We start from the raw sequence: 24,863 nt of genomic DNA on the forward strand, positions 1-24,863 counted from the left end.
ATTAACGGAGTACCTTGTGTGTCAACCTGTGTCTCTAGACACAGAATGCCAACACATGTACCCACACTCATTATTTTGGTCTGCTTGTTAAAGAGCGTACAACAATTTACTTTCGCTGCACTTAGTCCAACTATTCTACAGAATTATTCGGGGTTGTCAAACACCAAGAAGTAGCAGGGCTGCAATAATTTGACCTAACCCCATCAACTCAATGTAATCCTCGCAAATTTTCTTTTCCCTACCTGATAGATGTGGCTAGTTCCTATGCGTACCGCCAATTTTGGATCAGCCACCTTGTCGCCATCAATCTTTACCGCACCTTGATTTATCATGCGAACCGCTTCCGATGTGCTACTGGTCAATCCAGCATCTTTTAATATATTGGCAATGCAATAACTTTCAGCATCCATTTTCAAGGTGATTTCACTAATATCATCAGGAATAGCACCACGTTGAAATTGGGCAATAAAACTCTGCATGGCTTGGTCACCAGCAGATACGCCACCGTGAAATCGGCTAACAATTTCCTTGGCTAATTCGTATTTGATATTTCTAGGGTTTTCTACACCTAAAGTGCATTTCTCCTTATATCCGTTGATAACTGCCATTTTTTCGAAGCTTAGTAATTCAAAATACCGCCACATCAGGTCATCTGAGATAGACATAATTTTGCCAAACATATCATCCGGTGCATCGGCTATGCCTATGTAATTATTTAAGGATTTAGACATTTTTTGAACACCATCTAAACCTTCCAATATCGGCATGGTGATAACAACCTGGGGAGATTGCCCATATATTTCCTGCAATTGCCGACCGACCAACAAGTTAAACTTTTGATCAGTCCCACCTAATTCAACATCGGCTTTCATCACCACGGAATCGTAGCCCTGTATCAATGGGTACAGAAATTCATGAATGGCGATTGCTTGACCACCTTTGTAGCGCTTATTGAAATCGTCCCGCTCCAACATTCTGGCAACGGTGTGTTTCGCAGCAAGTTGAATCAATTCCGCTGATGACATGGCATTCATCCAAGTGGAATTGAATACAATTTGTGTTTTATCGGGATCAAGTATCTTAAAAACTTGCTCTTGGTAAGACTTGGCGTTTTCTAGAACTTCTTCTTGTGTCAAAGGTTTGCGCGTAATGTTTTTACCGGTCGGATCGCCGATCATGCCGGTAAAATCGCCAATTAGAAACAATATTTCATGCCCAACATCTTGAAATTGCTTCAGCTTATTAATTAACACAGTGTGCCCCAGATGCAAATCAGGTGCCGTAGGATCAAATCCTGCTTTTATTCTAAGCGGCCTACCTTCTTCTAACTTTTTTACAAATTCATGCTTAACCAGGATTTCATCAGTTCCTCTTAGCAGGTTATTCAACACTTCCTCTTGCAACTTAAATTCTCCAAAAAACACTGTTTCTAATATCTGCTATTATAGGTTTAATGGATATTTGCCACGAATAAAATATTTTTACTGTGCTTAAGAAGCATTTAATTCTTGGTAAATTTTAGAAAAAAACGTAGAATCAGACGCTGGAAAACACAGGATATTTATTTTGATTAAAATTCAAATACTTAGAGATTCTGCTGTAAAAACCAAGATGCTTTCTGTTTGCTTAATGAGCTTAGTTTTGGTTTTTACATCCGCAATCGGTAATGCCGAATCTCCAAAGCCGTTCGATTATTCGAGCTTCAACCGCACTCGAAGCAATATTTTCAAGGTGAAACCAAGTGAGAATTCACCTGAATTTTTAGCTCGATTTGGTGCTACGCAAAGTCATAAAATTGTCAGTGCCAATCGAGATCGCACACACTTATTAATACTTTCAACTGACAAACCCAAAGAATTCAAAGGGTTCTCATCTGGCTTGGATGGTTTATCGAGCAAATCCCACTTTGGTCGCCGATTTAGCCGTTACACCCACAAATTCAACATGATGCGACTCGCCAGCGGTCAGGGTACGATTACATCATCGTTGTCTGAAGCCGGCAAAAAAGCTAATTTATCAGACGCAATAATGGATCAATTGACCCAGATTTTTGCTTGGGACATTGATTTTGCCACCAATCTCCACGATGGCGACCGCTTCACAGTGGTGTATGAACGCGGCGGATTTAATGGGGTTGATGATATTGTTGCGGCAGAATTTGTCAATCGCGGCAAAACTTACCGCGCGGTCAGATATATTGATAAAGACGGCTATGCAAACTACTACACTCCTGAAGGTGATGCCTTACAAAAAGCCTTCCTAAGCACCCCCGTTGACTTTGCCCGTATTAGTTCAGGTTTCAATCTTAGCCGCAGACATCCCGTACTTAACAGAATCCGCGCCCATAAAGGCGTTGATTACGCCGCCAGAACAGGCACTCCCGTCAAGGCAACGGGCAATGGACAAATCGATTTCCTCGGCAGAAAAGGCGGATATGGTCAGGTAATCATCATTAAGCACGGCGACCGATATGAAACGGTTTACGCACATCTGTCACGCTATAAAAGCGGCTTGTATGAAGGCAGCGCAGTCAGGCAAGGTGACATCATTGGCTATGTCGGTCAAACAGGATTGGCGACCGGCCCACATTTACATTACGAATTCCGTATTGATGGTGTCCACCAAAACCCTTTGACTGCACAAGCTTCCAATTTAGTGCCTGTGAACAGCACGGCAAAAGCGGATTTTAAATCGCAGATTACAGATCCTTTGGCTAAACTCAACTTAGTAAAAGCTAACTCCTTATTTGCAAAGAACTATAATGCTTACAATTAATCAAATAGCTTCAATGACTTGATTGAAATTCAGGCATAAAAAAACCGGACAATGTCCGGTTTTTTTTCGAGATACATTAAGCTATCAAACAGAAAACGACGACCCACATCCACAAGTTGTTTTTGCAGTGGGATTACGAATGACAAACTGTGCGCCTGACAAATCTTCCTTATAATCAACTTCCGCACCTGTCAAATACTGGATGCTCATGGAATCGATTAAAACAGTGACCCCGCCTTTTTCAACACTGGTGTCATCTTCGTTGACTTCTTCATCAAACGTAAAGCCATATTGAAAGCCTGAGCAGCCGCCACCGGATACATAAACCCGCAATTTCAGGTTGTCGTTACCTTCTTCGGCAATCAACTCGCTTACCTTTGTTGCTGCACTGTCTGTAAAAATGATTGCTTCCGCCATTATTTTGTCACCTAAAAATATTAATTAAACGCATTATGAGTACAGCCTGCACCCTAGTCAAGGATTATGGGTACAAAGCCAGTGTTTTCAAGCCTTGGTCTTCGGGGAATCCAAACATTAAATTCATATTTTGCACCGCCTGCCCCGCCGCGCCTTTGACCAGATTATCAATCACCGACAAGACCACGATAGTCTGCCCACCTTGCGGTTGGTGCAGGGCAATCTGGCACTTGTTGGAACCCTTCACATTCCGAGTATCGGGGTGAGAACCTTGCGGTAATACATCTACAAACGGTTCACGGGCATAACGCTGTTCATACAAAGCCTGAATTTCTTCCAGACTAATATCGCTCTGACTGATTTGGGCATACAAAGTTGCATGGATACCGCGAATCATTGGAATTAGATGCGGGACAAAAGTCAGGTTGACGGAATTCCCTGCCGCCACTTTCAGGCCTTGGACGATTTCCGGCAAATGGCGATGACCACTGGCAGCATAAGCCTTAAAGCTCTCCCCTGTTTCGCTCATTAACATAGCCAATTCCGCCTTGCGCCCTGCGCCACTCACGCCAGATTTCACATCGGCGATCAAATGCTTAGTATCAGCCAAGCCTTTTTCAAGCAAAGGCAGAAAGCCAAGCTGGACGGAAGTTGGATAACAACCTGGATTAGCGACCAATCGCGCTTTTTTAATACTTACCCGACTGACTTCCGGCAAACCATAAACGGATTCTGTGAGCAATTCAGGACAAGCGTGTTCCATGCCGTACCACTTGCCCCACTCTTTGGCATCCTTCAAACGAAAATCTGCTGAAAGATCAATCACCTTAACACCACGTTCCAGCAATGCTTTCGCCATCAACATTGCAGTACCATTCGGCGTGGCAAAAAACACAACATCACATTCAGCCAACGTATCGACATCGGGTGCGGAAAAAACCACGCCGATCACACCGCGCAAGCTGGGATAAAGCGCATCTACCCGCATTCCAGCATCTGCGCGAGAAGTGACTACAGCCACTTCAACATTGGGGTGCAACGCCAAAATCCGTAATAGCTCAACACCTGTATAACCAGTGCCGCCAACAATACCCGCACGAATCATCTCTTACCTTAACCTCATAATAATAGTGTGTATATAATACCCACAACTCGGCTTTTCCCATACCGAAGTTATGCAACTGCCTGACACCATGCGTGCTATCGAAGTTCAATCGGGACGATTAGCGCTAACAGAACGCCCAGTTCCTGTGCCAAAAGCGGGGCTAGCCCTTATTAAAGTGATGACTTCCGGCGTGAACCATCCCGACATTATGCAGCGTAAAGGACAATATCCTCCGTCACCTGGTGCATCTAATATTCCCGGTCTCGAAATTGCTGGAATAGTCGTTGCTTTAGGTGATAACTCCAACGATCTCACTATCGGCGACAAGGTCTGTGCATTAGTCACAGGCGGTGGTTATGCGGAATATTGTTTGGCTTCTGCATCCTTATGCTTACCCATTCCCGATAACTGCTCTTATGTCGAAGCCGCAGGCATACCGGAAACCTTCTTTACCGTTTGGAGCAATGTATTTGATCGCGCTCAGTTACAAAAAGGCGAAACGCTGTTAGTACATGGCGGTAGCAGCGGCATTGGTACAACGGCGATACAGCTTGCCAAGGCATTCGATGCAAATGTTATTGTGACCGCTGGCTCATCGGCTAAATGCCAGTTCTGCCTGGAACTAGGCGCAGATGCCGCCATCAACTATAAGAGCCAAGATTTTGTCAGCGAAATCAACCGAATTACCAACGGCTCAGGTGTCAACGTTATTTTGGACATGATCGGCGGTGATTATTTCCCACGCAATCTGCAATGCCTGGCTGTTGAGGGACGGCTCGTACAAATCGCCGTGCAACAAAGCCCGAAATCTGATATCAACCTTTGGACGATGATGTCAAAGCGGCTCACCATCACAGGCTCCACGCTTAGGGAGCGAGATGATAGCTTCAAAGCTGAAATCGCCAATCAATTGCTAAAAAACATCTGGTCTTTATTAGCTTCTGGGCAAATTAAACCCATTATCCATTCCACCTTTGCCTTAACCGATGCTGCTAAAGCGCATGAACTCATGGAAAGCAGCCAACATATCGGCAAAATCATCCTAACGGTAGCCACATGAACTACACAACCCTTATTTCGGTAGAAGAGCTTCATCAACACCTAAGCGTCCCTAGCTGGGTCGTCATCGACTGTCGATTTTCCTTGGCAGACACCGAAGCAGGTTTCACCGCCTATCGACACGGACATATCCCAAACGCCCGATATGCCCATCTGGATAAGGATTTATCTTCCAATATTACCGATTTTACAGGCCGCCACCCGTTGCCCAACTTTACCCAACTGGTAAAAAAACTGGGAGCTTGGGGAATCGACAACAACAGCCAAGTGGTGGTTTATGATGATGCCAACGGTGCTTTTTCTGGACGATTATGGTGGCTGTTACGCCACCTGGGGCATACCAAGGTTGCAGTGCTGGATGGCGGCTATAAACATTGGCAAAAGCTCAGTTTTCCTATTACTACCATCTTACCTAGCATTAAACCCAGTATTTTCAGGGCTTATCCCAGTGAAAACTCAGCGTTAAACGCCCTTGAAGTACAAAACGGTTTGGCACAAAAAGCGATTTGTCTGATTGATGCCAGGACACCAGAGCGTTATCGTGGCGAACAAGAACCTATCGACCCCGTTGCTGGGCATATTCCTGGTGCTTTAAACCGCCCCTTCCAGTTAAACCTGGACAGCAACGGCTTGTTTTTATCAGCCGACGCGTTACGCCGCCAATTCAACATGCTTATCGGCGATAAAAATCCTCAGCAAGTTGTCCACATGTGCGGCTCGGGCGTTACCGCCTGTCATAACTTGTTGGCAATGGAAGTTGCAGGGCTGACTGGCGCCAAGCTGTATGCAGGTTCATGGAGCGAATGGATTCGTGATAAAAACAGACCAATTGCAACAAAATGCAACTGACAATCGGCAAGCTAGCTATTCAGGCTGAAGTAACCATTGAAACTATTCGCTACTACCAGAGAATAGGTTTATTGGCAGAACCTGAAAAACCCAGCAACGGGTATCGACTTTATACATCCGATGCGACAAACAGAATTCGATTTATTAAACGCGCTCAACAAGCCGGATTTACCTTAAAAGAAATTGCTGAGCTATTATCGTTTGATGGTTCACATTGTTCTGATGTACAAAAAATTGCCGAACATAAATGCCAGCAAATAGATACCCAGATAAAGGATTTAACGGCTTTGCGTAATGTATTGGACAGTCTGGTTAAACGTTGTCAGGCGGATGCTTCTACTGAACGCTGTTCTCTCATTGATGCACTTTCGACTACCAGGGATGGCGGAAGTGCCGCAAATCGGTAGGGAACCGATGTGGCCGACTGCAAGGGATGGCGACCGCGACTGATCCCGACAGTCGTCGGCATTTCCTCCATCCGTGGATGGTCAGAAGTGTCGCAATCGGTAGGCAACCGATGCGACCTAATGAAACCAACATCAAACCCTGATGTATTGCCAAACAATGTAAGTTCTACTTGACTCTGTTCCTTAGCACAGGGTTTAGAATCCTGCTCGAACTTTGTTAATACTCGTCGTTAACTGGATTCAAAGCTCTATTAGTGAATAGTGATAATCAAACGATTAGTCGTTATTGGGGAATATTCTTTATGACCACAGAACACGAAACACCCTCACCCAAAAAGCTACCCTGGTTAGGGATCAGCACAGCACTAGCTGCCATTGCTGCCTCGGTCTGCTGTGTTGGGCCTTTGCTGCTATTATCGCTAGGCATAGGCGGCGCATGGATGAGTGTCTTAACCTCAATGGAATCGGTTCGCCCATTTTTTATCCTGCTGACTCTCGTTTTAATTGGCTTGGGCTATCGCAAACTTTATGTGCTACCGGAAAACTGCGAAGAAGGTAAAGCCTGTGCATTACCGGAAGATATTCACAAGCAACGCATGATTTTCTGGATAGGCTCTGCGCTAGTCTTGTTGTTGCTGGCCTTTCCTTGGTACGCCCCAATTTTTATGGTTTAAGGAGAATTATGATGAAACTTAAAACTACTTTGTTAATGTTAAGCTTATTTACAACTTCTTTATTACTACATACAGCCCACGCTGGAGCAACCATCCCTGTTCAATCGCAAAAGCAAAACAATAGCCAGTCAGTCACCCTGGATATGCAAAATATGACTTGTGCGATGTGTAAATTCACCATTAAAAAAGCCTTACAAGGTGTTGAGGGTTTAGAAGAGGCGAATGTCGATTATGATACCAAGACAGCCAAGGTTACTTTTAATCCACAAAAAACCAGCGTGGACGCTTTGATTAAAGCCACCACCGATGCAGGTTATCCGGCAACCGTACATCAAACAAAACAATAACCGCAGGAAAGCAATGTATGTCAGATTGTTGTGCGAGCAATCCAAAAGCGACCACCCAAGCTTGCCCACAATGCGGTACGACTTGTAAAAGCGTCGAAATGCGTACCCTTTACCATCAGGTAAAATTTCCAGAAAACCAGGGTATTATTTCAGACAGCTATTATTTTTGCCCAAGCAAAGACTGTGCTACCGCTTATTTCTCAATCGCCGGAAACAACATTCCCAAACAGCAGTTAACAACCTATCAAGATATCCAGAACGACAAGCTCTGCTATTGCTTCGATATTGATGCAGCCGATTATCTGGCCGCACTAAGCACCAACAATGCAGAAACCATCAAACGCTTTGTCATGCTACGAACCAAATCCGGTGAGTGTGCTTGTGAACTCAGAAACCCGTCAGGGCAATGTTGTTTAGTAAGATTTAAGCAATTGGAAAAAGTATAAGCAGCTAGCACCAAACAACTTTTCTCCTTCTCACATCTGCATGGGAATGATTTCAGATTATCCCTACCGCACTAAAATCGAATTATATCTGGCAACTATCCGCCATAACGGTTTTGATGGTTTGCTATCCTTAAAATTTTCAAAAGGCTACTCCAATAATTTTGCGCCTGCGGTTATAATGCCCGACTTTTTGTAATCCGTAAGACTCGCTCGTTTTTAACGAGTTGAAAAACCGTTGACCATGAAATTATTACTGCAATACCTCGCCCTTTGTTTTTTCAGAAATAACCCTACTGATTTAATCCCACCCAAATCCTTCATGTGGAATAAGAAATTTGTTTTAAGTGGTTCACAGGATGAATCAAAACTTACTTTAAGTGCATACCCTTTTAATTTGTATTCGCCCCAAAAATCAGCAGAAGCTATATTAAATAAATTAACAGAACGATTTTAAAAAGAGTTTATAAAATGAAAAAGATTCTATTACTTGTATGTATGCAGGAAGCTGTTAAAGAAGGTGATAGGCCTTCAAGGACTGGACAATGAAAAAACTAATTACGTTATTACTAACGGCAACGTTTTTAATTACAAGTAGCGCTTATGCTGACTCATGTTACGAATCATCAATTCTTAGTCCAAGTCCATTCATGGGAAATAATGGGGAAATATTTAAACTTAATGACGGCTCTTTGTGGGAGGTTAAATATGAATATGAATATATGTATGAGTATTCCCCTTCAGTTGTTATCTGCCCTGATATAGGAAAATTATTGCTAAAAAATAAAAAGCTAAACGTAGTTCAACTTAGCGCACCAAAAAACCCTAAAAAATCTCTAAAAAGTAATGTTATTGAATCAAATGTTGATGCAGAATTTAATGGGTGGGAAGGTGAAACAATCATTAAATTAAGCAATGGGCAAATATGGCAACAGTCAGAGTATTACTATACATACCATTATGCATATAGACCAAAAGTCATAATCTATCAGTCAGGTAGTGGCTTCAAGATGAAAGTTGATGGGGTCGATAAATCTGTAGGTGTTACACAATTAAAATGAACAAAATTTAAAGCAATTACCAGACTAATCAGATTTAAATCAAAGTGAATAGCCCTTAACTTTATGCCTGGCAACGTAGATGACATTGTCTTACCCGCTCTTTTTGATTCATCAACAGAGCTACGGCCTTTTACAATTTCAAACATTAAAGATATCCAAGAGTACGGCTCAATTATCTACACCGTATTTTTAGACAAATCAGAATTTATCTATGTGGGTATTGGTGGACTATCGGGTAAATCTGTAACAGATAGAAATCCTCGAAGTCGTATCCGTCAACACACTCAAGGCAATCGAAGTGGCGACCAGTTTTGCATCTATATTCAAGACTTTTATGTTTTGCCAACGTTGATTGGGCAAGCCTACACTCCAATAAAAGGCTACCTTGATAAGCTAACTAACGGTGGCGTTTTACCTTATTTCCGGCTGTATTGTTGAAGGTTTAATTGCCGACCCTGCCGATGGCTCGTTGGAAGTGTTGTTGCGGACTATCATGGCCTTTTCGACCATCGCTACGTTATTGTTAATTTTGAAAAAAAGCCGTTTCTTTAAGCAATTATTCACGGCTATTTTTGTGTGCGAAAATTTTATTATGACGTTGGCAATTGGCGCAGAAGTCCTCGATCACCTTATGGTAATGAGCCACGAAGTCCATCGGGAGGAAATATCCACTGCCTTAGGCGTATTTTTAGTTGTGTGGTACATCACCATTGTCAGCTACATTTTCCGCAAATTTTTTTCGTATAGAATTAGCGAAAGCGTAATTTTTGCTTTTAGCTATTTTGTTTTAACTTATGGCATTCCGATGTTGTTTATGGATATATAAATAAGCCTTTCGACAGGCTCACGGTGTATGGTTACGTCAAAAAGCACGTAATGCATCCCCACACAAAATGTGTGCAACCAGCAATGACAAGGTATAATCCTGAGCAGGCAGATGAACCCTTTCGCACCTATTGGGTTTATCATGCACCACTAAAACTATAATTATAATAATCAGAGGAGTGGAGTCTATGCTGCTATCAACATCAGCATCAATTGTTATAGCCTTATTAATGGGCATCGCCGGAGTGGGATTTGTACTTTGGCAATTAAAACGGGTTCTCGCTTATGACCAAGGCAATGAACTTATGCGCGAAATTGGCGCAGCTATTCAAGAAGGCGCATCCGCTTTTCTGGCGCGCGAATACCGTGTGATTGCAATATTTGTCGTCATTGTCGCTACCGTCATCGCCGTATTTTTACAGTGGCAAACGGCATTTTGTTTTGTGTCGGGTGCTATTGCGTCGGCAGGTGCAGGTTACCTAGGCATGTACGTAGCCGTACGCGCTAACACCCGCACCGCCTCTGCCGCCAGTCGTGGTCTGCATGAGGGCTTACGTGTTGCCTTCGGCAGTGGCGCGATTATGGGCATGTCTGTGGTCAGTTTTAGCCTTATTGGCATGACCTTGCTATTCCTGGCATTTAGCGGCGATCCCAAGCAACTGACTTATATCACCGGTTTTGGTTTTGGTGCGAGCGGCATTGCCTTGTTTGCCAGAGTTGGTGGCGGCATCTTTACCAAAGCAGCCGATGTCGGTGCAGACCTGGTTGGTAAGATTGAAAAAGGCATACCAGAAGACGATCCGCGCAATCCTGCCGTAATTGCCGACAACGTGGGCGATAACGTCGGCGATGTTGCCGGTATGGGTGCGGATTTGTTTGAAAGCTACAGCGGCTCTATCATCGCTGCCGCCACGTTGGGTGCGGCATTGGGCAAAGGCTCGACGGTTGCATTTATCGGCTTGCCGTTTCTGGTGGCTGCTGTCGGCGTAATCTCCAGCCTGTTTGGCATTTATATGGTAATTGGCAAAGAGCGGGATAAAAGTGAATTAGCAGGTATCGTTGCCAACGCATCGTTAGTTTCTCGGTGTATTCATTATCTTAGTCAATACGTAGCAAAAATTGACGAGAACGCGACGCTGGAAGACTTATTGACGGCACTACGCCGCTCAGTTTGGGGTGCGTCTGTGGTTGTTTTGGGGCTGACTTTGCTGGCTGTGTTGCTGTCGGGCTTACACTTCAACTATTGGCTAGTTATTGTGGTTGGTTTAGTTGCTGGCAACGCTATTGCTTATGTCACTGAATACTTCACCGCTTATACCGAAAAACCTACCCTGGCGATTGCCAACGCCACCCAAACGGGTGCAGCAACCACCATCATCCAAGGTTTAGCCGTAGGCATGATGAGTACGGCATTACCAGTATTGATTACGGCTTTTGCCATTCTCATCAGTATCTGGCTGGGGCATAAGGCCGATGGCACACTCGCTGCCGGACTGTACGCAGTCGCGCTGGCAGGTGTCGGCATGTTAAGCACTTTGGGAGTCACGCTGGCGACGGATGCTTATGGCCCAGTTGCCGATAACGCTGGCGGGATTGCCGAAATGAGCCACCTCCCCAAAGAAGTCAGGCATCGCACCGATGCTTTAGATAGCTTGGGCAATACCACTGCTGCAACCGGCAAGGGCTTTGCGATTGGCTCCGCCGTTTTGACCGCATTGGCATTAATTGCGGCTTATGTTACCGCAGCCAAAATCGAAAGCTTAGACATCCTCGGTCCTACTATGCTGCCTGGTTTGTTGATTGGCGCGATGATGCCCTACCTGTTCTCTGCCCTCACCATGATGGCAGTGGGCAAAGCGGCGCATGAGATCGTGCTTGAAGTGCGTCGGCAATTCCGCGAAATACCTGGCTTGATGGAAGGCACAGGCAAACCCGATTACAAAACCTGTGTGGGTATCAGTACAGAAAGCGCACTGCGTGAAATGATTCTACCTGGCGCATTGGCAGTCCTTGTACCGATTGTTGTCGGTCATGTATTGGGCAAAGAAGCACTGGCTGGATTATTGGTTGGCACATTATTATCGGGCTTTCTACTTGCGGTGATGATGGCAAACGCTGGCGGGGCATGGGATAACGCGAAAAAATACATCGAAACTGGGCAATACGGCGGTAAAGGCTCAGATGCACACAAAGCCGCTGTCGTTGGCGATACAGTCGGCGATCCTTTCAAAGATACCAGCGGTCCGTCCTTGAATATCTTAATCAAACTGATGACGATTGTAAGCCTCGTGTTTGCTGGTTCATTTGGTTCTGGTTGGTTGAATTTTTAACTTACCTGTGCTTTTTTCCTCGCCCCATTGAACAGGGATTGAAAAAACATTTTCAATCCCTGTCTCCACAAAAATAAACATGGCTATATACAAAGCACAGGTTAGTCAAACTAACCTGTAGAAATTTCAAAGTGTTGGCTGAAATAAATCCTGCACAACCTGCAACTTGTATATAGCCATGAAAATAAAAATACTAGCTCCTAGCTGGTGAAATATTGATCTGCGGTTTTAAGTAGACCAACCACTCGTTGCGATAATTTCATCACAGCTAATCCGCCACCATCTTAAATTCTTGATAAATACTATCTGTCAAGAGTAATATTAAACAGCATTTCTGATTCTATTCTGATAGCTTTACACTCGTGCGGTAGCAGTTGCTTAATCCAACGTTTGAGGAGTAGCAAATGAATAACTTAAATAGTAAATACCCCAGGGTAGCAAAACTTATCGTCTTAGGGTTAATCATCTCCATGCTGGCTGGTTGTGCAAGTAATAGACCGCGAGGTTGTGACGGTAATTGTTCAGGTGGTGGACTCAGCACAGGCGAACAAGTTGGTATCGGCATTGGCGCAGCCGTTGGGGCAGCCCTCCTCGGTTATCTTGTTCATGAAGCTTTATCCGAAGACAGCATCAATCCTGAAGACCCTCAATGGAATAAAAACGGTCCGATTATCCCAGAACATTTTAACTTCAGTGACCTGAAAATAGGCGGTTATATACAAGGCGGATGGCCTGTGGCGATTGATTACCAATTAAGTCGCCCTGGTTTCGCAATGCTTAGAGTGAAAATAAATAATGATAAATATTATGATTATCAACTAGATGGTGCGAACACCAACCGTCAAATAAAGATTTTTAAACTCCCCCAAACACTTGGCGACAAACCTGTACGGGCTATAATCGAAATACATGCGACCAGTAACAGCGGCGGCGTTACTACATTAGTACCCACCAAAATTTTTGGGTTCGCCTGCGGCTCTAAAGCAGTTGGTTCAATAGGAATCGACCAGATAAATTTCGGCCCCGACAGCATCAACGTAAAACTAGGTGAATTGGCGCACCATTTCTACTTTGCCCACAAATCGTTTAACAAAGTGCAGGAAGAGTTCCGTAAAATCGAAAACCGTAATGACACAATCTCGGTCGGGGGCATTGCTTACAAAAACGTATATGACCCATTTCGTTCGATTGATGAAACCTCAGGGCAATGGATAGGCAAAGATGATCCCACCTTCACCTGGGACGGTAAAACAGAGCAAAAACGACCTTCAATAGGCATTCATCAATTACAGATTCGTGCCTGGTATACTAACAACGACAAAGACTGGGTGGTAGCTTTCTCACCTGGACAGGTAGAGGTCAAGGAATAATCGCTACATTTTTTTATAGGACTGCCATGCCGCCGCCCCCTAGCAAAAAGAATCAACCCAAATGGTCAGCAACTGAAATAATTAATCAGCTAAAAAATACCTCGTGGCTAAAAAAATTCGCGCTGCCCTTAATGCTAGCCTGCATTTACTATCTCCTAACGCTTATACCCGTATCCCAGCGGCTGGATAATTGTGCAACATGCTCCCCCCTTAAAACATCAATCAACCAAAAACTATGGCTTGGCAACATTGTTAGTGACGGGGATAACAAAACACTTTTTGAGTATATTGGTGACCCCAAGCAATCCATACAAGTCCATTTCGATAAGGCTAGGCTGGATGATAATACGGTCAACCTGCTGAAGCACTTTCTTCCAGATACACCAACCAGCCCCCAACCTATCAACTTTAATACGATACAAAACAAGGACAGCAAGACATTTATCAAGATTATTCTTAGAAAGCCAACGGTCATGCCGAATGCGCTTTACTTATCTCCTGACTTAATCCCCAACAAAACCCAGCCAGACTTCAAATTAATGGCTGACGGCTTGGCTATTGCGATTGAAATCGTCCAAGTAAAAACTACAGAAAACAATGACTCAGACGATAAAAATAGCTTAGTGATCGGAAATTGGCATTATAAGCTGGCAGGAATTCCTGTTACGATAATTCCAGAGAACAATACCAACATAGTTTTCCGTTTTTCTCTGACAGAATGGAATCCCGAAAAACCGTTCGAACCTTTTTATATCAACAACGAGAACAGTGGCGTAATCACCGCGCAAGCTGTTGGTAAGATTGCGACTGTTGACGAGCAACAGACAATTGATGATCTACTGTGCGCCGCCCCAAAAAGCGAAAAGATACTCTGGTTGGGGAGCAGAAACTTTAGAAAAGGCACTTGTCCTGAAACAGAAAAACGTACCTCGTTGAAGCTGACAGCATTCACTATTGGTAAAGAAACTGTTCAAATTTCAGCGACAGGTCATGCTTGGACAAAAATAAACGGAGAATTAATCCGAGACCTATATACTTATTTAAAACATATACTTGAAAATATTAAACAGCTATCTAACTGGTAATCGCTTGCTAGTTATTTGGACAAATCACCTAACTCTTACAGACGTTGGGCAGTGTATGCCCAAAATCTTCGCCGCGCATGACACACTAATAGCGACATTCCTAACGGAATCATCGTATCTAACACGATGTTGAGTTAAAATAGCCTCAACTAACTAAACCTAAGAAATATAGCCATGCAAATCATACTCGCTAACCCTCGTGGATTTTGTGCCGGTGTTGACCGCGCCATTGATATTGTCGATCAGGCTCTTGAAACCTTCGGTGCTCCCATTTATGTCCGGCATGAAGTGGTGCATAACCGCACAGTTGTTGACGGTTTGAAAGAAAAAGGTGCTATTTTTATCGAAGATATTTCCGATGTTCCAGTGGGTTCTTACCTTATTTTCAGTGCTCACGGCGTATCCAAGCAAGTTCAAAAAGAAGCGGTGGAGCGCAAATTGACTGTTTTTGATGCAACCTGTCCTCTCGTTACCAAAGTACATATACAAGTCGCTAAACATGCCAAATCTGACCGTGAAGTGATCTTAATAGGTCATGCTGGACATCCAGAAGTCGAAGGCACGATGGGGCAATATGATAAATGCTCAAAAAATGGTGGTATTTATCTCGTTGAAACACCGGCTGATGTCGCCAGTTTGAAGGTCAATAACCCCGATAATCTGGCTTATGTCACCCAAACCACTTTATCAATGACTGACACCAAAGTGATGGTTGACGCATTGAGAAAGCGTTTTACCTCCATCCAAGAACAAAAAAAGGACGACATTTGCTATGCCACCCAAAACCGCCAGGATGCGGTTTATGACCTCTCCAAAACCGCAGACACCATCCTGGTTGTTGGTTCACCAAATAGCTCCAACTCCAACCGCTTGCGGGAAATCGCTGAACAATTAGGGAAACCCGCTTACCTGATAGACACCGCCAAGGATATGCAAAGAGACTGGTTTGCCAGCAGCAAAGTCGTCGGCGTTACTGCTGGTGCTTCTGCACCCGAAGTCCTGGTGCAAGAAGTGATTGACCAATTGAAAGCATGGGGTGGACAAACTGCCGTCGAACTCAAAGGTATTGAGGAAAAAGTCGTATTCTCCTTACCCAGAGGATTGAAAAAAACGGCTTGATTTGTGACAGCGGAAGTTGATGCAGTCCGCCTGGATAAATGGTTGTGGGCTGCTCGATTTTATAAAACCCGCAAACTGGCAACAGATGCCATAAATGGGGGTAAAGTCCATGTCAACGGGCAGCGAACGAAACCTGGTAAAGAAGTCAAGGTTGGTGTCGAAGTCACCATCAACAAAAGTGGTTATAGCTGGCATATAACCATTGCCACCACCACAGGACAAAGGCGTTCTACCAAGGATGCCGTCCTGCTCTATCAAGAAACCCAAGAAAGTCTCGCCCTGCGACAACAAAAAATCCAGTTAGAACGCGATAATAAAGAGCTGTTCAACTTTACAGGAATCGACCACAAACCCAACAAGAAAGAACGCCGATTGATTCATCGTTTTAAACAGGATTAACTCGACATAAACTGTCTTTTTTTGTGCCTTTAACCATCATAAATGGTCAATATTAAGCCACTAATTATCTAAATGTTGCGAATCACCGAACTCAAACTCCCCTTAAATCACACGGAAGACGCAGTCAAATCCGCCATCTTAGCTCGGCTAGGAATTGCCGAAGAAGACCTAATTACCTATAAGATATTTCGCCGCGCCCATGATGCCCGTAAACGCAACGACATCCACCTCATCTATACCCTTGATATAGAAACTAAAAATGAGGAAAGCATCTTATTGCGTTTAAAAGATGATCCGAAAATTTCAACCACCCCAGATACGTCTTATCGTTTTGTCACCCAAGCACCCAAGAATCTTTCGACACGACCAATTGTAATTGGCACGGGGCCTTGCGGTTTATTTGCGGGTTTAATCCTGGCGCAGATGGGATTTTGTCCGATCATCCTCGAGCGTGGCAAGGAAGTCAGGGGACGCACCAAAGACACCTTCGGCCTATGGCGAAAACGGCAATTTAACCCTGAATCTAATGTGCAATTTGGTGAAGGTGGCGCGGGTACTTTTTCGGATGGCAAACTGTACACGCAAATCAAAGACCCCAACCATTATGGGCGGAAAGTACTCACAGAATTCGTAAAAGCAGGTGCGCCTGCCGAAATTCTTTACGTCAGCAAGCCCCATATCGGTACGTATCGACTGGTGACGATGGTGGAACAAATGCGGGCGACGATTGAATCGCTGGGCGGTGAAATCCGCTTTCAAAGCCGTGCAGATAATATCGAAATCGAAAACAAGCGAGTTCAAGGCGTTACCCTTACTAATGGCGAAACCATTGAATGTAATCACATTGTACTTGCCATCGGACATAGCGCACGAGATACCTTCAAAATGCTCTACGAATCAGGCGTATACATTGAAGCCAAGCCTTTTTCTGTCGGTTTTCGCATAGAACACCCGCAATCTTTGATAGATACTTGCCGTTTTGGTAGCAATGCCGGTAATCCTATACTGGGTGCAGCCGAATACAAGCTGGTGCATCACTGCAAAAATGGCCGTTCTGTATACAGCTTTTGCATGTGTCCAGGCGGCACGGTGGTTGCCGCCACCTCCGAGGCAGAACATGTGGTCACCAACGGCATGAGCCAATACTCCCGGAATGAACGCAATGCCAATAGCGGTATTGTTGTGGGCATTACGCCGGAGGATTATCCTGGACACCCGCTGGCAGGCATTGATTACCAACGGCGTTTGGAAGCCCATGCGTACGTTCTTGGCGGTAAGACTTACTCAGCACCAGGGCAGTTAGTGGGCGATTTTCTGGCGAACACCCCATCGACAGCATTCGGTAAGGTGATGCCTTCCTATTTGCCTGAAGTGCATCTGTGTAATCTAGCTTCAGCCTTACCAGATTATGCTATCGAAGCCATTCGTGAGGCCATTCCTGCTTTCGATAAAAAAATTCCTGGATTTGCCATGCCGGATGCCATGTTAACCGGTGTAGAAACGCGCACCTCATCGCCTATCCGCATCAGACGCAATGAACATTACCAAAGCATCAACACTAAAGGGCTTTATCCGGCCGGAGAAGGCGCGGGTTATGCAGGGGGAATTCTATCTGCTGCGGTCGATGGCATTAAAGTAGCTGAGGCTTTGGCACTTGATATGGTTGAAAACAGGTAGCTTACTTAATCGGAAAGACTCAATTCTGGTAATAAAGACCCTTTCCAACTAAAATGAGCCACCTGAACATTTTCCAAGTATTTCTGAGCAATCACTCCCTAGATTCCACGACAAACACTCAATGACCGATTACAAACTCACACACCTTAAACAACTAGAAGCTGAAAGCATCCACATCATCCGTGAAGTTGCCGCCGAATTTGAAAAGCCGGTAATGCTTTATTCCATCGGAAAAGACTCAGCAGTCATGTTGCACTTGACCATGAAAGCCTTTCATCCAGGCGTTCCACCCTTTCCAATGCTGCATGTTGATACCACCTGGAAATTCAAGGAAATGATTGAATTCCGCGACCAAATGGTAAAAAATCTCGGCTTGGATTTGCTGGTTTACATTAATCAGGACGGTGTCGAGCAAGGTATAGGGCCGTTTACGCACGGCAGTAAAAAGCATACTGATGTCATGAAAACCGATGGCCTCAAGCAAGCACTGAACAAATACCAGTTTGATGCGGCTTTCGGCGGAGCGCGACGTGATGAAGAAAAATCCCGTGCCAAAGAACGTGTGTACTCATTCCGAGACAAAAATCACCGTTGGGACCCTAAAAACCAGCGTCCAGAATTGTGGAATATCTACAACGGTACGGTTGATAAAGGCGAAAGTATTCGGGTGTTTCCGCTGTCTAACTGGACTGAATTGGACATCTGGCAATACATCCACCTGGAAAGCATCCCTATAGTTCCCTTGTATTTCGCCAAAGAACGCCCCGTTGTGAATAAAGACGGCATGTTAATCATGGTGGATGACGAACGTATGCCGATTGGCCCTGATGATAAGGTCGAAATGAAAATGGTACGTTTCCGTACCCTGGGCTGCTATCCGCTAACTGGTGCGGTCGAATCGACTGCAACAACATTGCCTGAAATTATCCAGGAAATGCTGCTGACGACAACATCAGAACGCCAAGGTCGCTTGATCGACCACGACCAAGCCGGCTCTATGGAGCAGAAAAAACGCGAAGGTTACTTCTAAATCGCACCATACTGCATTTATCCCAGGAATTTAGATTAAATATGTCCCACCAATCCGAACTCATCAGCTCTGATATTAACGCCTATCTAGCCCAACACGAACACAAAGAAATGCTGCGTTTTTTGACTTGTGGCAACGTCGATGACGGCAAAAGCACCTTAATAGGCCGATTGCTGCACGATTCCAAAATGATCTATGAAGACCAGTTGGCTGCCGTACAAGCCGACAGCGTTAAATCCGGCACCACAGGCGCGGGTAAAATCGACCTCGCTTTACTGGTAGACGGGTTGCAAGCAGAACGTGAACAAGGCATCACCATTGACGTGGCCTACCGTTACTTCTCCACGTCCACCCGCAAGTTCATCATTGCCGACACCCCAGGACACGAACAATACACCCGTAACATGGCAACCGGTGCGTCAACCTGTGACCTTGCCATCATCCTAATTGATGCCCGTTACGGCGTACAGACACAAACCAAACGACATAGTTTTATTACATCTTTGTTGGGCATCCAACACATCATCGTTGCCGTCAACAAAATGGATTTGGTGCGCTATAGCGAAGATGTATTCAACAAGATCAAACAGGATTACCTGGACTTCACCAGCACACTCGATTTGCACGATATTTGCTTTATCCCGATGTCCGCACTGGATGGCGATAACGTTGTCAATCCTAGCGAGAACATGCCTTGGTTTACGGGCTTACCGTTGATGGAAGCGTTGAACACCATTCAAATCGCCAACGACCATAATTTTGAAGATGCACGTTTTCCCGTGCAATACGTCAACCGCCCAAATCTTGATTTCCGTGGTTTCTGCGGCACAGTGGCGTCAGGCGTGTTCCACAAAGGCGATGTTGTTACCGCCCTGCCATCCGGCAAGAGCAGCAAAATCAAGGCTATCGTCACTTATGAAGGTGATATTCAAGAAGCGTTTCCACCGATGGCGGTCACCTTTACACTCGAAGATGAAATTGATGTCAGCCGTGGCGATATGCTGGTCGGCAACAACAAAGCAGCCCCAATCGTCTCTGACAAATTTAGGGCCAGTATTGTCTGGATGGCAGAAAAACCACTCACTCCAGGTCGTCAGTACGCTATCAAGTTGGCAACTCGCAGCGTGTATGGCTCTATTTCCCTGATTCATCACCGAATTGATGTCAACACGCTGGAACATCATGATGCCAATGAACTCAAGCTCAACGAGATAGGCTCTTGCACGGTTTCCGTCACTGCCCCCGTCGTATTCGATCCTTACAAAAATAGCAAGTGGACCGGTTCCTTTATCATTATCGACCGCCTGACCAACGGCACGGTCGGTGCTGGCATGATTACCGGAATTACCGACGATGAAGACTTAAAGCCAGTCAGCGTAGCCGACCGCGCCGCCCGTTTTAGTCAAATAGCAACAGCAATTGCCTTAACTGGCACAAACAGCAAAGATTTCGCCTATCAACTGGAAAGAAAATTATTTGATAACGGCCACGCTGCGACTGTACTGGAAACACCTGACGCAGCTTTAATTGCAGCCATCAAAAACGCTGGTTTGCTCTGCCTTTGTATAGAAAATAGTGTGCTGACAGAGATGAGTTTTGACACCAATAAGCAGTCAATTGATGATATTTATGCTGTGCTGAAAGCTAAAGCAGTCATTCATTAAAATACTCTAATTAACACAAAAAGTTAAATATTTCAAGTTGTTATAGCCTAATCTTAGGAGAGTCTTTAGCTGGTTGCTTTCATTCATAGCGCGGCAAAACTCTCCTGAATGCCTATGGATTACCGCGAACGAAATCAACGCAACCTGTTCATACTGAACTTGCCAAAAGACTTGGAGTTTCTTTACATTTCAACTTTTGCTGCTTCCAAGCGTTCTTCTGCTTCCATCCAGTCTGTTTCGGCGGCATCCAGTGCCTTATCGACTTCCGCCTTACGCGCCAGTAATTTTTTTAGCTTATTTTTTTCAGAATCCGTATAAATTTCTGGATCAGCCAGTTCGGCTTCCAAACGACGTTGTTCGTTATGGTATTTTTCTACCGCTTGCTCGGCTTTTTTCAAGGCATCCAATAAGGGTTTTTGTTTTTGCCTGAATTCTGCGTCTTGTTTTCGTTGATCTTTGCGGGAAACTACTGGACTCGTAATATCATTAGCAGAATTATCTTCCACTTTTTTGCGTTCTGCCAGCCAGAGCCGATAATCGTCAAGATCGCCGTCAAATGGCTGCACTTTGCCCTCGCCAACCAATAAAAACTGGTCGGTGACTGTCCGTAACAAGTGCCTGTCATGTGAAACCAGAATAATCGCACCTTGATAATCTTGCAGAGCTACGCTCAAAGCATGGCGCATTTCCAAGTCTAAGTGATTGGTCGGCTCATCTAACAACAACAGGTTGGGGTTTTTATAGACCAGCATCGCCAACACCAAACGGGCTTTCTCACCACCGGAGAATGGTCTGACCGCTTCTGTTACTTTATCACCACGAAAATCAAACCCGCCCAAATAGTTACGCAAGTCTTTTTCCGTGGCTTTTGGGTCTATTCTTTGCAAGTGCCGTAATGGACTTTCATCCAAGCGCAATTGTTCTAGTTGGTGCTGGGCAAAATAGCCGATATTGAGAGCCTCGGCTTCAAGCCGGATTCCTGATATTGGTTGCATATCGCCAGCCAGCACCTTAATCAAGCTGGATTTACCCGCGCCATTTGGCCCTAACAAGCCGATGCGATCACTGGGCGATATGGACAAACTCGCGCCTTGAATCACGTTGGTTTGCCCGTAGCCGATGTCAACTTTATCCAATTGCAGCAATGGATTTTGCATCCGTCCAGGTTTGGGAAAGCTGAAATCAAACGGCGAATCGACATGTGCCATCGCGATGACTTCCATACGTTCCAGTGCTTTGATCCGGCTTTGTGCTTGCCGTGCTTTGGTAGCCTGGGCTTTGAAGCGGTCAACGAAACTTTGAATGTGGGCAATTTCCCGTTGCTGCTTGAGGTAAGCAGATTGCTGCTGCGCCAGTTTTTCTGCCCGCATTTTTTCAAACGCCGAATAATTGCCGGTGTAGATGTCTATCTTGTTTTGCTCGATGTGGACGATATGCGTGGCGATGGTGTCGAGAAAATCCCGGTCATGCGAGATAAGCAATAACGTGCCATCGTATTTGCACAACCAGTCTTGCAACCAGATCACGGCATCCAAATCCAGGTGGTTGGTCGGCTCGTCCAACAACAACACATCGGAACGGCACATCAAGGCCTGCGCCAGATTAAGCCGCATCCGCCAACCACCGGAAAAGGAATTCACGGGATTATTTTCCTGCTCGGATTTGAACCCCAAGCCATTCATCAATCGCGCCGCTTTCGCCTGTGCAGTATAGCCGCCGATGTTTTCAAGTGCAGCATGGAGTTCTGCTTGCTTTAAGCCGTCGTGGCTGGTTTCTGCATCCGCTAATTGTTGTTGCAAACGCCGTAATTCACTATCGCCATCCATGATGTAATCAATGGCGGAAGACGTTACTGCTGGCGTTTCCTGCAAAACATGGGCTATTTCAAGCCCTGGCGGCAAGGAAAAGTCGCCTTCATCCACATGCAGTTCATTCCTTATCAACGCAAACAAACTGGATTTACCCGCGCCATTGGCTCCGGTAAAACCGACTTTTTGGCCTTTGTGGATGGTAAACGAAGCATTAGCAAATAACACCCGCACACCACGGCGCAGGGCGATGTTTTTAAAATTTAGCATGGGGTAAGGGTTTCAGGGTAGAATCAGAGATTGCGGATGAAAATAGCACTACAAAAAACATCATTATTATGGGAACTTTCAAAAACTCTTTACGTTTAGCAATATCGCTAAGGTTAAAAAACCGTCTTTCCGGCAGGGATTGCGGACATGCGGAACGTCAGCTTAACTCTGCCATGACATGATTCGATGTTCTATTTCTTCATTAGTGATTGTTCGACCTAGCCGAGAATCAGCCAAGCCTCTTTCTACCATACGAGAAAAAGCAAGTTCTCGCAGAATTTCATCAAAGCTGCTGTCGTCAGGTTGGGCTTGGATTATTTCAGAAACTCTTTCCTTAACTGTCGGCATAAAATATTCTCCTTCATGTTTTTAACATGCGGCGCATTACGCTACCGCTAATGCGCCCTACTCGCTACTGAATTAGGGGATTTAAAAAAGATTATTTGCTTTCAATTATTACTTTTTTCTCAATGCGTTGAATTGGCGATACTTCATCAAATTGGTGTTTTGATTTTTTGTATTCATCTGTACTTACACATTCATATATAAGTGAGCCGTTATAAGTCTTATCACCAAATGCATTCATAACTTCTGTATGAATATTATTTTTTCTTAGGAGAGGAAATTTTCCCAATGATTCGCAGTGTTTTTGCATTCCTTCTAAGAACTTATCTTCCATATTATGCAGTGCATTTGTAGTTCCACTACCAACGATCATATATGTATCTGGTGCAATCATTTTTGGAGTGCCAACTGTTGCACAACTGCATAAAAATATTGAATTTAAAATAAATATCTTAATATTTTTGATTAAATTATCCTTTGTGCCGAAAGTTTTCTGGTTTGGCTCAATCCACATAATAATGTTTGATAAGTTAAATAAGTAGAGGACTGTAACTTATGTATTTAGATTATCATCTATTTTGACACGGTTAAATTGAATGCAAGATGGAAGAGTATCAAAATTTATAGGTATTTAGCAAACGTATTTTCATATATATGAACTCCAGTACCATTTTGATTTGTATATAGCCAGCCTACTGCACTGAAGGATTCATTCTTATCAATACGTAATACCTGATTCTGCCCATGGTAAACCTTTGACATTGAGTTATTTTCTTTAGAAAAATAAATCGTAAGCTCTCCGTACATTCCTGCCCTGAAATCATGTTGTTCAGTACCAAATGCCTGACTAGTGTCTAGGTTATTGTAAACTAATAGAATAGTAGAAAAGCCCTTATTGCACGCAACTCTCATTTGATTTCGAGTTCTCTTATCTTCAATTTTTTTTCGGATATGAGATCCTGGGGTTCTTAACATTCCTTCCGGTGCAAATTTTTTATCTTCGTCGATTTGTTTAATTTCAACATAGATTTTTATACCTTCGACTGTGATCAAATAGTCCGGTGTTGGTGTAGTTTCTTCTTCTATTTTTTCAAATGATAATCCGTTATCTGTGCAAAACTTTTCAAACGTAATTTCACCTTTTGTCTTTATTCCCAATTCTTCTCCTTAATCAAATAGAGTTCATCACGCATGTTAAATATAAGATCAATGGAATTTCGGAAATTTGTTTTAAACATATTGGGCAGATAATCATAAGATGATTCCTACCCATGCAACTCAATCATCTTCTCAACCTGCTTGGCAAACGCTTGTAAATCGCCTCTTTTCAAGGTTTCTTCGGGAATGACCAACGCGGTACTCAAGTCGAGGTAGATGTATACATGCCCTTTTGCGTGATCCACCCTGACTAACTCAGACCAAGCCATTTTGTTTTTGCCGCTGGGCGATTTTTCGTACAGGAAATTAGGGTTGGCAGGGTCGATAGTTAGTGTATATGTACCGAACATGCTCTTTTTTTCTTTGTGGGTGTAGGATTTAAGTACCTGCCGACCTACATTGAGCAAGATGATTCTGGGGGAAAACAGTGCCCAAAGTACGGCTACTAGCATGATATATAAGGCTGCTTTTAAATCGCCGTAGTAGTAATAGTAGAACGTGCCTATCAACATCATGATGCCCGGCACTATCCAGCGGTTCTTTTTGACCTGATTGCGGTATTCCTCAGTTTGCTTAAAACGCATTTCGTTATAATGGTTTAAGTCTTCTTCTCTGAACTCGTATTCTATTTCAAGCATGGTATTTA

Annotated in this window: 24 protein-coding genes and 1 pseudogene; 17 read left to right on the forward strand and 8 right to left on the reverse strand. The window is 44.2% G+C overall.

Annotated features, from left to right (window positions below; all coding sequences use genetic code 11):
• Positions 1 to 203: 203 nt before the first annotated feature.
• Entirely contained in the window at positions 204 to 1,403 is a 1,200-nt protein-coding gene (tyrS, locus tag AC1YY3_RS08825; protein WP_481824817.1) for a tyrosine--tRNA ligase, read from the reverse strand.
• 163 nt (positions 1,404 to 1,566) lie between these two features.
• On the opposite strand from tyrS, the gene AC1YY3_RS08830 reads away from it, so the two are divergent.
• Positions 1,567 to 2,775 (forward strand): peptidoglycan DD-metalloendopeptidase family protein, encoded by a 1,209-nt coding sequence (locus AC1YY3_RS08830; protein WP_481824818.1) that lies wholly within the window; start codon positions 1,567 to 1,569, stop codon positions 2,773 to 2,775.
• Between the two features lie 84 nt (positions 2,776 to 2,859).
• On the opposite strand, the gene erpA is transcribed toward AC1YY3_RS08830, so the two are convergent.
• Together erpA and argC are read right to left on the reverse strand one after the other, a co-directional pair.
• The gene (gene erpA / locus AC1YY3_RS08835) at positions 2,860 to 3,192 is read right to left on the reverse strand and encodes an iron-sulfur cluster insertion protein ErpA (protein ID WP_481824819.1); all 333 of its coding nucleotides are present in this window, start codon (positions 3,190 to 3,192) and stop codon (positions 2,860 to 2,862) included.
• Between the two features lie 64 nt (positions 3,193 to 3,256).
• Positions 3,257 to 4,297: an N-acetyl-gamma-glutamyl-phosphate reductase gene (gene argC / locus AC1YY3_RS08840; RefSeq protein WP_481824820.1), complete on the reverse strand. Its 1,041-nt coding sequence runs from the start codon at positions 4,295 to 4,297 to the stop codon at positions 3,257 to 3,259.
• Positions 4,298 to 4,367: 70 nt separating this feature from the next.
• Between argC and AC1YY3_RS08845 the strand changes: the two genes are divergently transcribed.
• The 16 genes and pseudogenes from AC1YY3_RS08845 to cysN all read left to right on the forward strand — a co-directional run bounded on the left by AC1YY3_RS08845 (position 4,368) and on the right by cysN (position 20,636).
• On the forward strand, positions 4,368 to 5,357 hold the full coding sequence (locus tag AC1YY3_RS08845) for an NAD(P)H-quinone oxidoreductase (RefSeq protein WP_481824821.1): 990 nt from the start codon (positions 4,368 to 4,370) through the stop codon (positions 5,355 to 5,357).
• Entirely contained in the window at positions 5,354 to 6,205 is an 852-nt protein-coding gene (locus AC1YY3_RS08850; protein ID WP_481824822.1) for a sulfurtransferase, read from the forward strand. Before AC1YY3_RS08845 ends, AC1YY3_RS08850 begins: the two co-directional genes overlap by 4 nt.
• Positions 6,196 to 6,612 (forward strand): MerR family DNA-binding protein, encoded by a 417-nt coding sequence (locus AC1YY3_RS08855; RefSeq protein ID WP_481824823.1) that lies wholly within the window; start codon positions 6,196 to 6,198, stop codon positions 6,610 to 6,612. The genes AC1YY3_RS08850 and AC1YY3_RS08855 overlap by 10 nt, the downstream gene beginning before the upstream one ends.
• Positions 6,613 to 6,914: 302 nt before the next feature.
• Positions 6,915 to 7,633 (forward strand): annotated as a pseudogene (locus AC1YY3_RS08860) (mercuric transporter MerT family protein).
• A gap of 17 nt (positions 7,634 to 7,650) precedes the next feature.
• Positions 7,651 to 8,079 carry a putative iron-sulfur cluster-binding metallochaperone gene (locus AC1YY3_RS08865; RefSeq protein ID WP_481824824.1) on the forward strand — a complete coding sequence of 143 codons (429 nt, stop codon included), beginning with the start codon at positions 7,651 to 7,653 and terminating at the stop codon, positions 8,077 to 8,079.
• Positions 8,080 to 8,621: 542 nt separating this feature from the next.
• Positions 8,622 to 9,137 (forward strand): hypothetical protein, encoded by a 516-nt coding sequence (locus AC1YY3_RS08870; RefSeq protein WP_482194419.1) that lies wholly within the window; start codon positions 8,622 to 8,624, stop codon positions 9,135 to 9,137.
• Positions 9,138 to 9,200: 63 nt separating this feature from the next.
• A complete protein-coding gene (locus AC1YY3_RS08875) occupies positions 9,201 to 9,575 on the forward strand; it encodes a GIY-YIG nuclease family protein (protein WP_482194420.1) in 375 nt (124 codons plus the stop codon).
• The gene (locus tag AC1YY3_RS08880) at positions 9,541 to 9,963 is read left to right on the forward strand and encodes a hypothetical protein (RefSeq protein WP_482194421.1); all 423 of its coding nucleotides are present in this window, start codon (positions 9,541 to 9,543) and stop codon (positions 9,961 to 9,963) included. Before AC1YY3_RS08875 ends, AC1YY3_RS08880 begins: the two co-directional genes overlap by 35 nt.
• Positions 9,964 to 10,150: 187 nt before the next feature.
• Complete coding sequence (locus AC1YY3_RS08885) at positions 10,151 to 12,292, forward strand: sodium-translocating pyrophosphatase (protein ID WP_482194422.1); 2,142 nt, start codon at positions 10,151 to 10,153, stop codon at positions 12,290 to 12,292.
• 404 nt (positions 12,293 to 12,696) lie between these two features.
• Positions 12,697 to 13,662, forward strand: coding sequence for a hypothetical protein (locus AC1YY3_RS08890; protein WP_481824826.1), 966 nt, complete (start codon positions 12,697 to 12,699; stop codon positions 13,660 to 13,662).
• A gap of 26 nt (positions 13,663 to 13,688) precedes the next feature.
• Entirely contained in the window at positions 13,689 to 14,747 is a 1,059-nt protein-coding gene (locus tag AC1YY3_RS08895) for a hypothetical protein (RefSeq protein ID WP_481824827.1), read from the forward strand.
• A gap of 174 nt (positions 14,748 to 14,921) precedes the next feature.
• Positions 14,922 to 15,866 carry a 4-hydroxy-3-methylbut-2-enyl diphosphate reductase gene (gene ispH, locus AC1YY3_RS08900; RefSeq protein ID WP_481824828.1) on the forward strand — a complete coding sequence of 315 codons (945 nt, stop codon included), beginning with the start codon at positions 14,922 to 14,924 and terminating at the stop codon, positions 15,864 to 15,866.
• A gap of 3 nt (positions 15,867 to 15,869) precedes the next feature.
• Complete coding sequence (locus AC1YY3_RS08905; protein WP_481824829.1) at positions 15,870 to 16,265, forward strand: RNA-binding S4 domain-containing protein; 396 nt, start codon at positions 15,870 to 15,872, stop codon at positions 16,263 to 16,265.
• A 72-nt stretch (positions 16,266 to 16,337) separates the two neighbouring features.
• Complete coding sequence (locus tag AC1YY3_RS08910) at positions 16,338 to 17,942, forward strand: NAD(P)/FAD-dependent oxidoreductase (RefSeq protein ID WP_481824830.1); 1,605 nt, start codon at positions 16,338 to 16,340, stop codon at positions 17,940 to 17,942.
• 121 nt (positions 17,943 to 18,063) lie between these two features.
• Complete coding sequence (gene cysD, locus AC1YY3_RS08915; protein ID WP_481824831.1) at positions 18,064 to 18,972, forward strand: sulfate adenylyltransferase subunit CysD; 909 nt, start codon at positions 18,064 to 18,066, stop codon at positions 18,970 to 18,972.
• A gap of 41 nt (positions 18,973 to 19,013) precedes the next feature.
• Positions 19,014 to 20,636 carry a sulfate adenylyltransferase subunit CysN gene (gene cysN, locus AC1YY3_RS08920; RefSeq protein WP_481824832.1) on the forward strand — a complete coding sequence of 541 codons (1,623 nt, stop codon included), beginning with the start codon at positions 19,014 to 19,016 and terminating at the stop codon, positions 20,634 to 20,636.
• A 182-nt stretch (positions 20,637 to 20,818) separates the two neighbouring features.
• Here the strand turns inward: cysN and AC1YY3_RS08925 are convergent, their stop codons facing one another.
• From AC1YY3_RS08925 to AC1YY3_RS08945, 5 genes are all read right to left on the reverse strand, one after another.
• Entirely contained in the window at positions 20,819 to 22,714 is a 1,896-nt protein-coding gene (locus tag AC1YY3_RS08925) for an ATP-binding cassette domain-containing protein (RefSeq protein ID WP_481824833.1), read from the reverse strand.
• Positions 22,715 to 22,876: 162 nt separating this feature from the next.
• Positions 22,877 to 23,062 (reverse strand): hypothetical protein, encoded by a 186-nt coding sequence (locus tag AC1YY3_RS08930; protein ID WP_481824834.1) that lies wholly within the window; start codon positions 23,060 to 23,062, stop codon positions 22,877 to 22,879.
• Between the two features lie 91 nt (positions 23,063 to 23,153).
• Positions 23,154 to 23,573: a hypothetical protein gene (locus AC1YY3_RS08935; protein WP_481824835.1), complete on the reverse strand. Its 420-nt coding sequence runs from the start codon at positions 23,571 to 23,573 to the stop codon at positions 23,154 to 23,156.
• 107 nt (positions 23,574 to 23,680) lie between these two features.
• Entirely contained in the window at positions 23,681 to 24,217 is a 537-nt protein-coding gene (locus AC1YY3_RS08940) for a hypothetical protein (RefSeq protein WP_481824856.1), read from the reverse strand.
• Between the two features lie 107 nt (positions 24,218 to 24,324).
• Positions 24,325 to 24,855 (reverse strand): YcxB family protein, encoded by a 531-nt coding sequence (locus AC1YY3_RS08945; RefSeq protein ID WP_481824855.1) that lies wholly within the window; start codon positions 24,853 to 24,855, stop codon positions 24,325 to 24,327.
• Positions 24,856 to 24,863: the final 8 nt, after the last annotated feature.

The sequence above is a fragment of the Methyloglobulus sp. genome, from assembly GCF_964779595.1.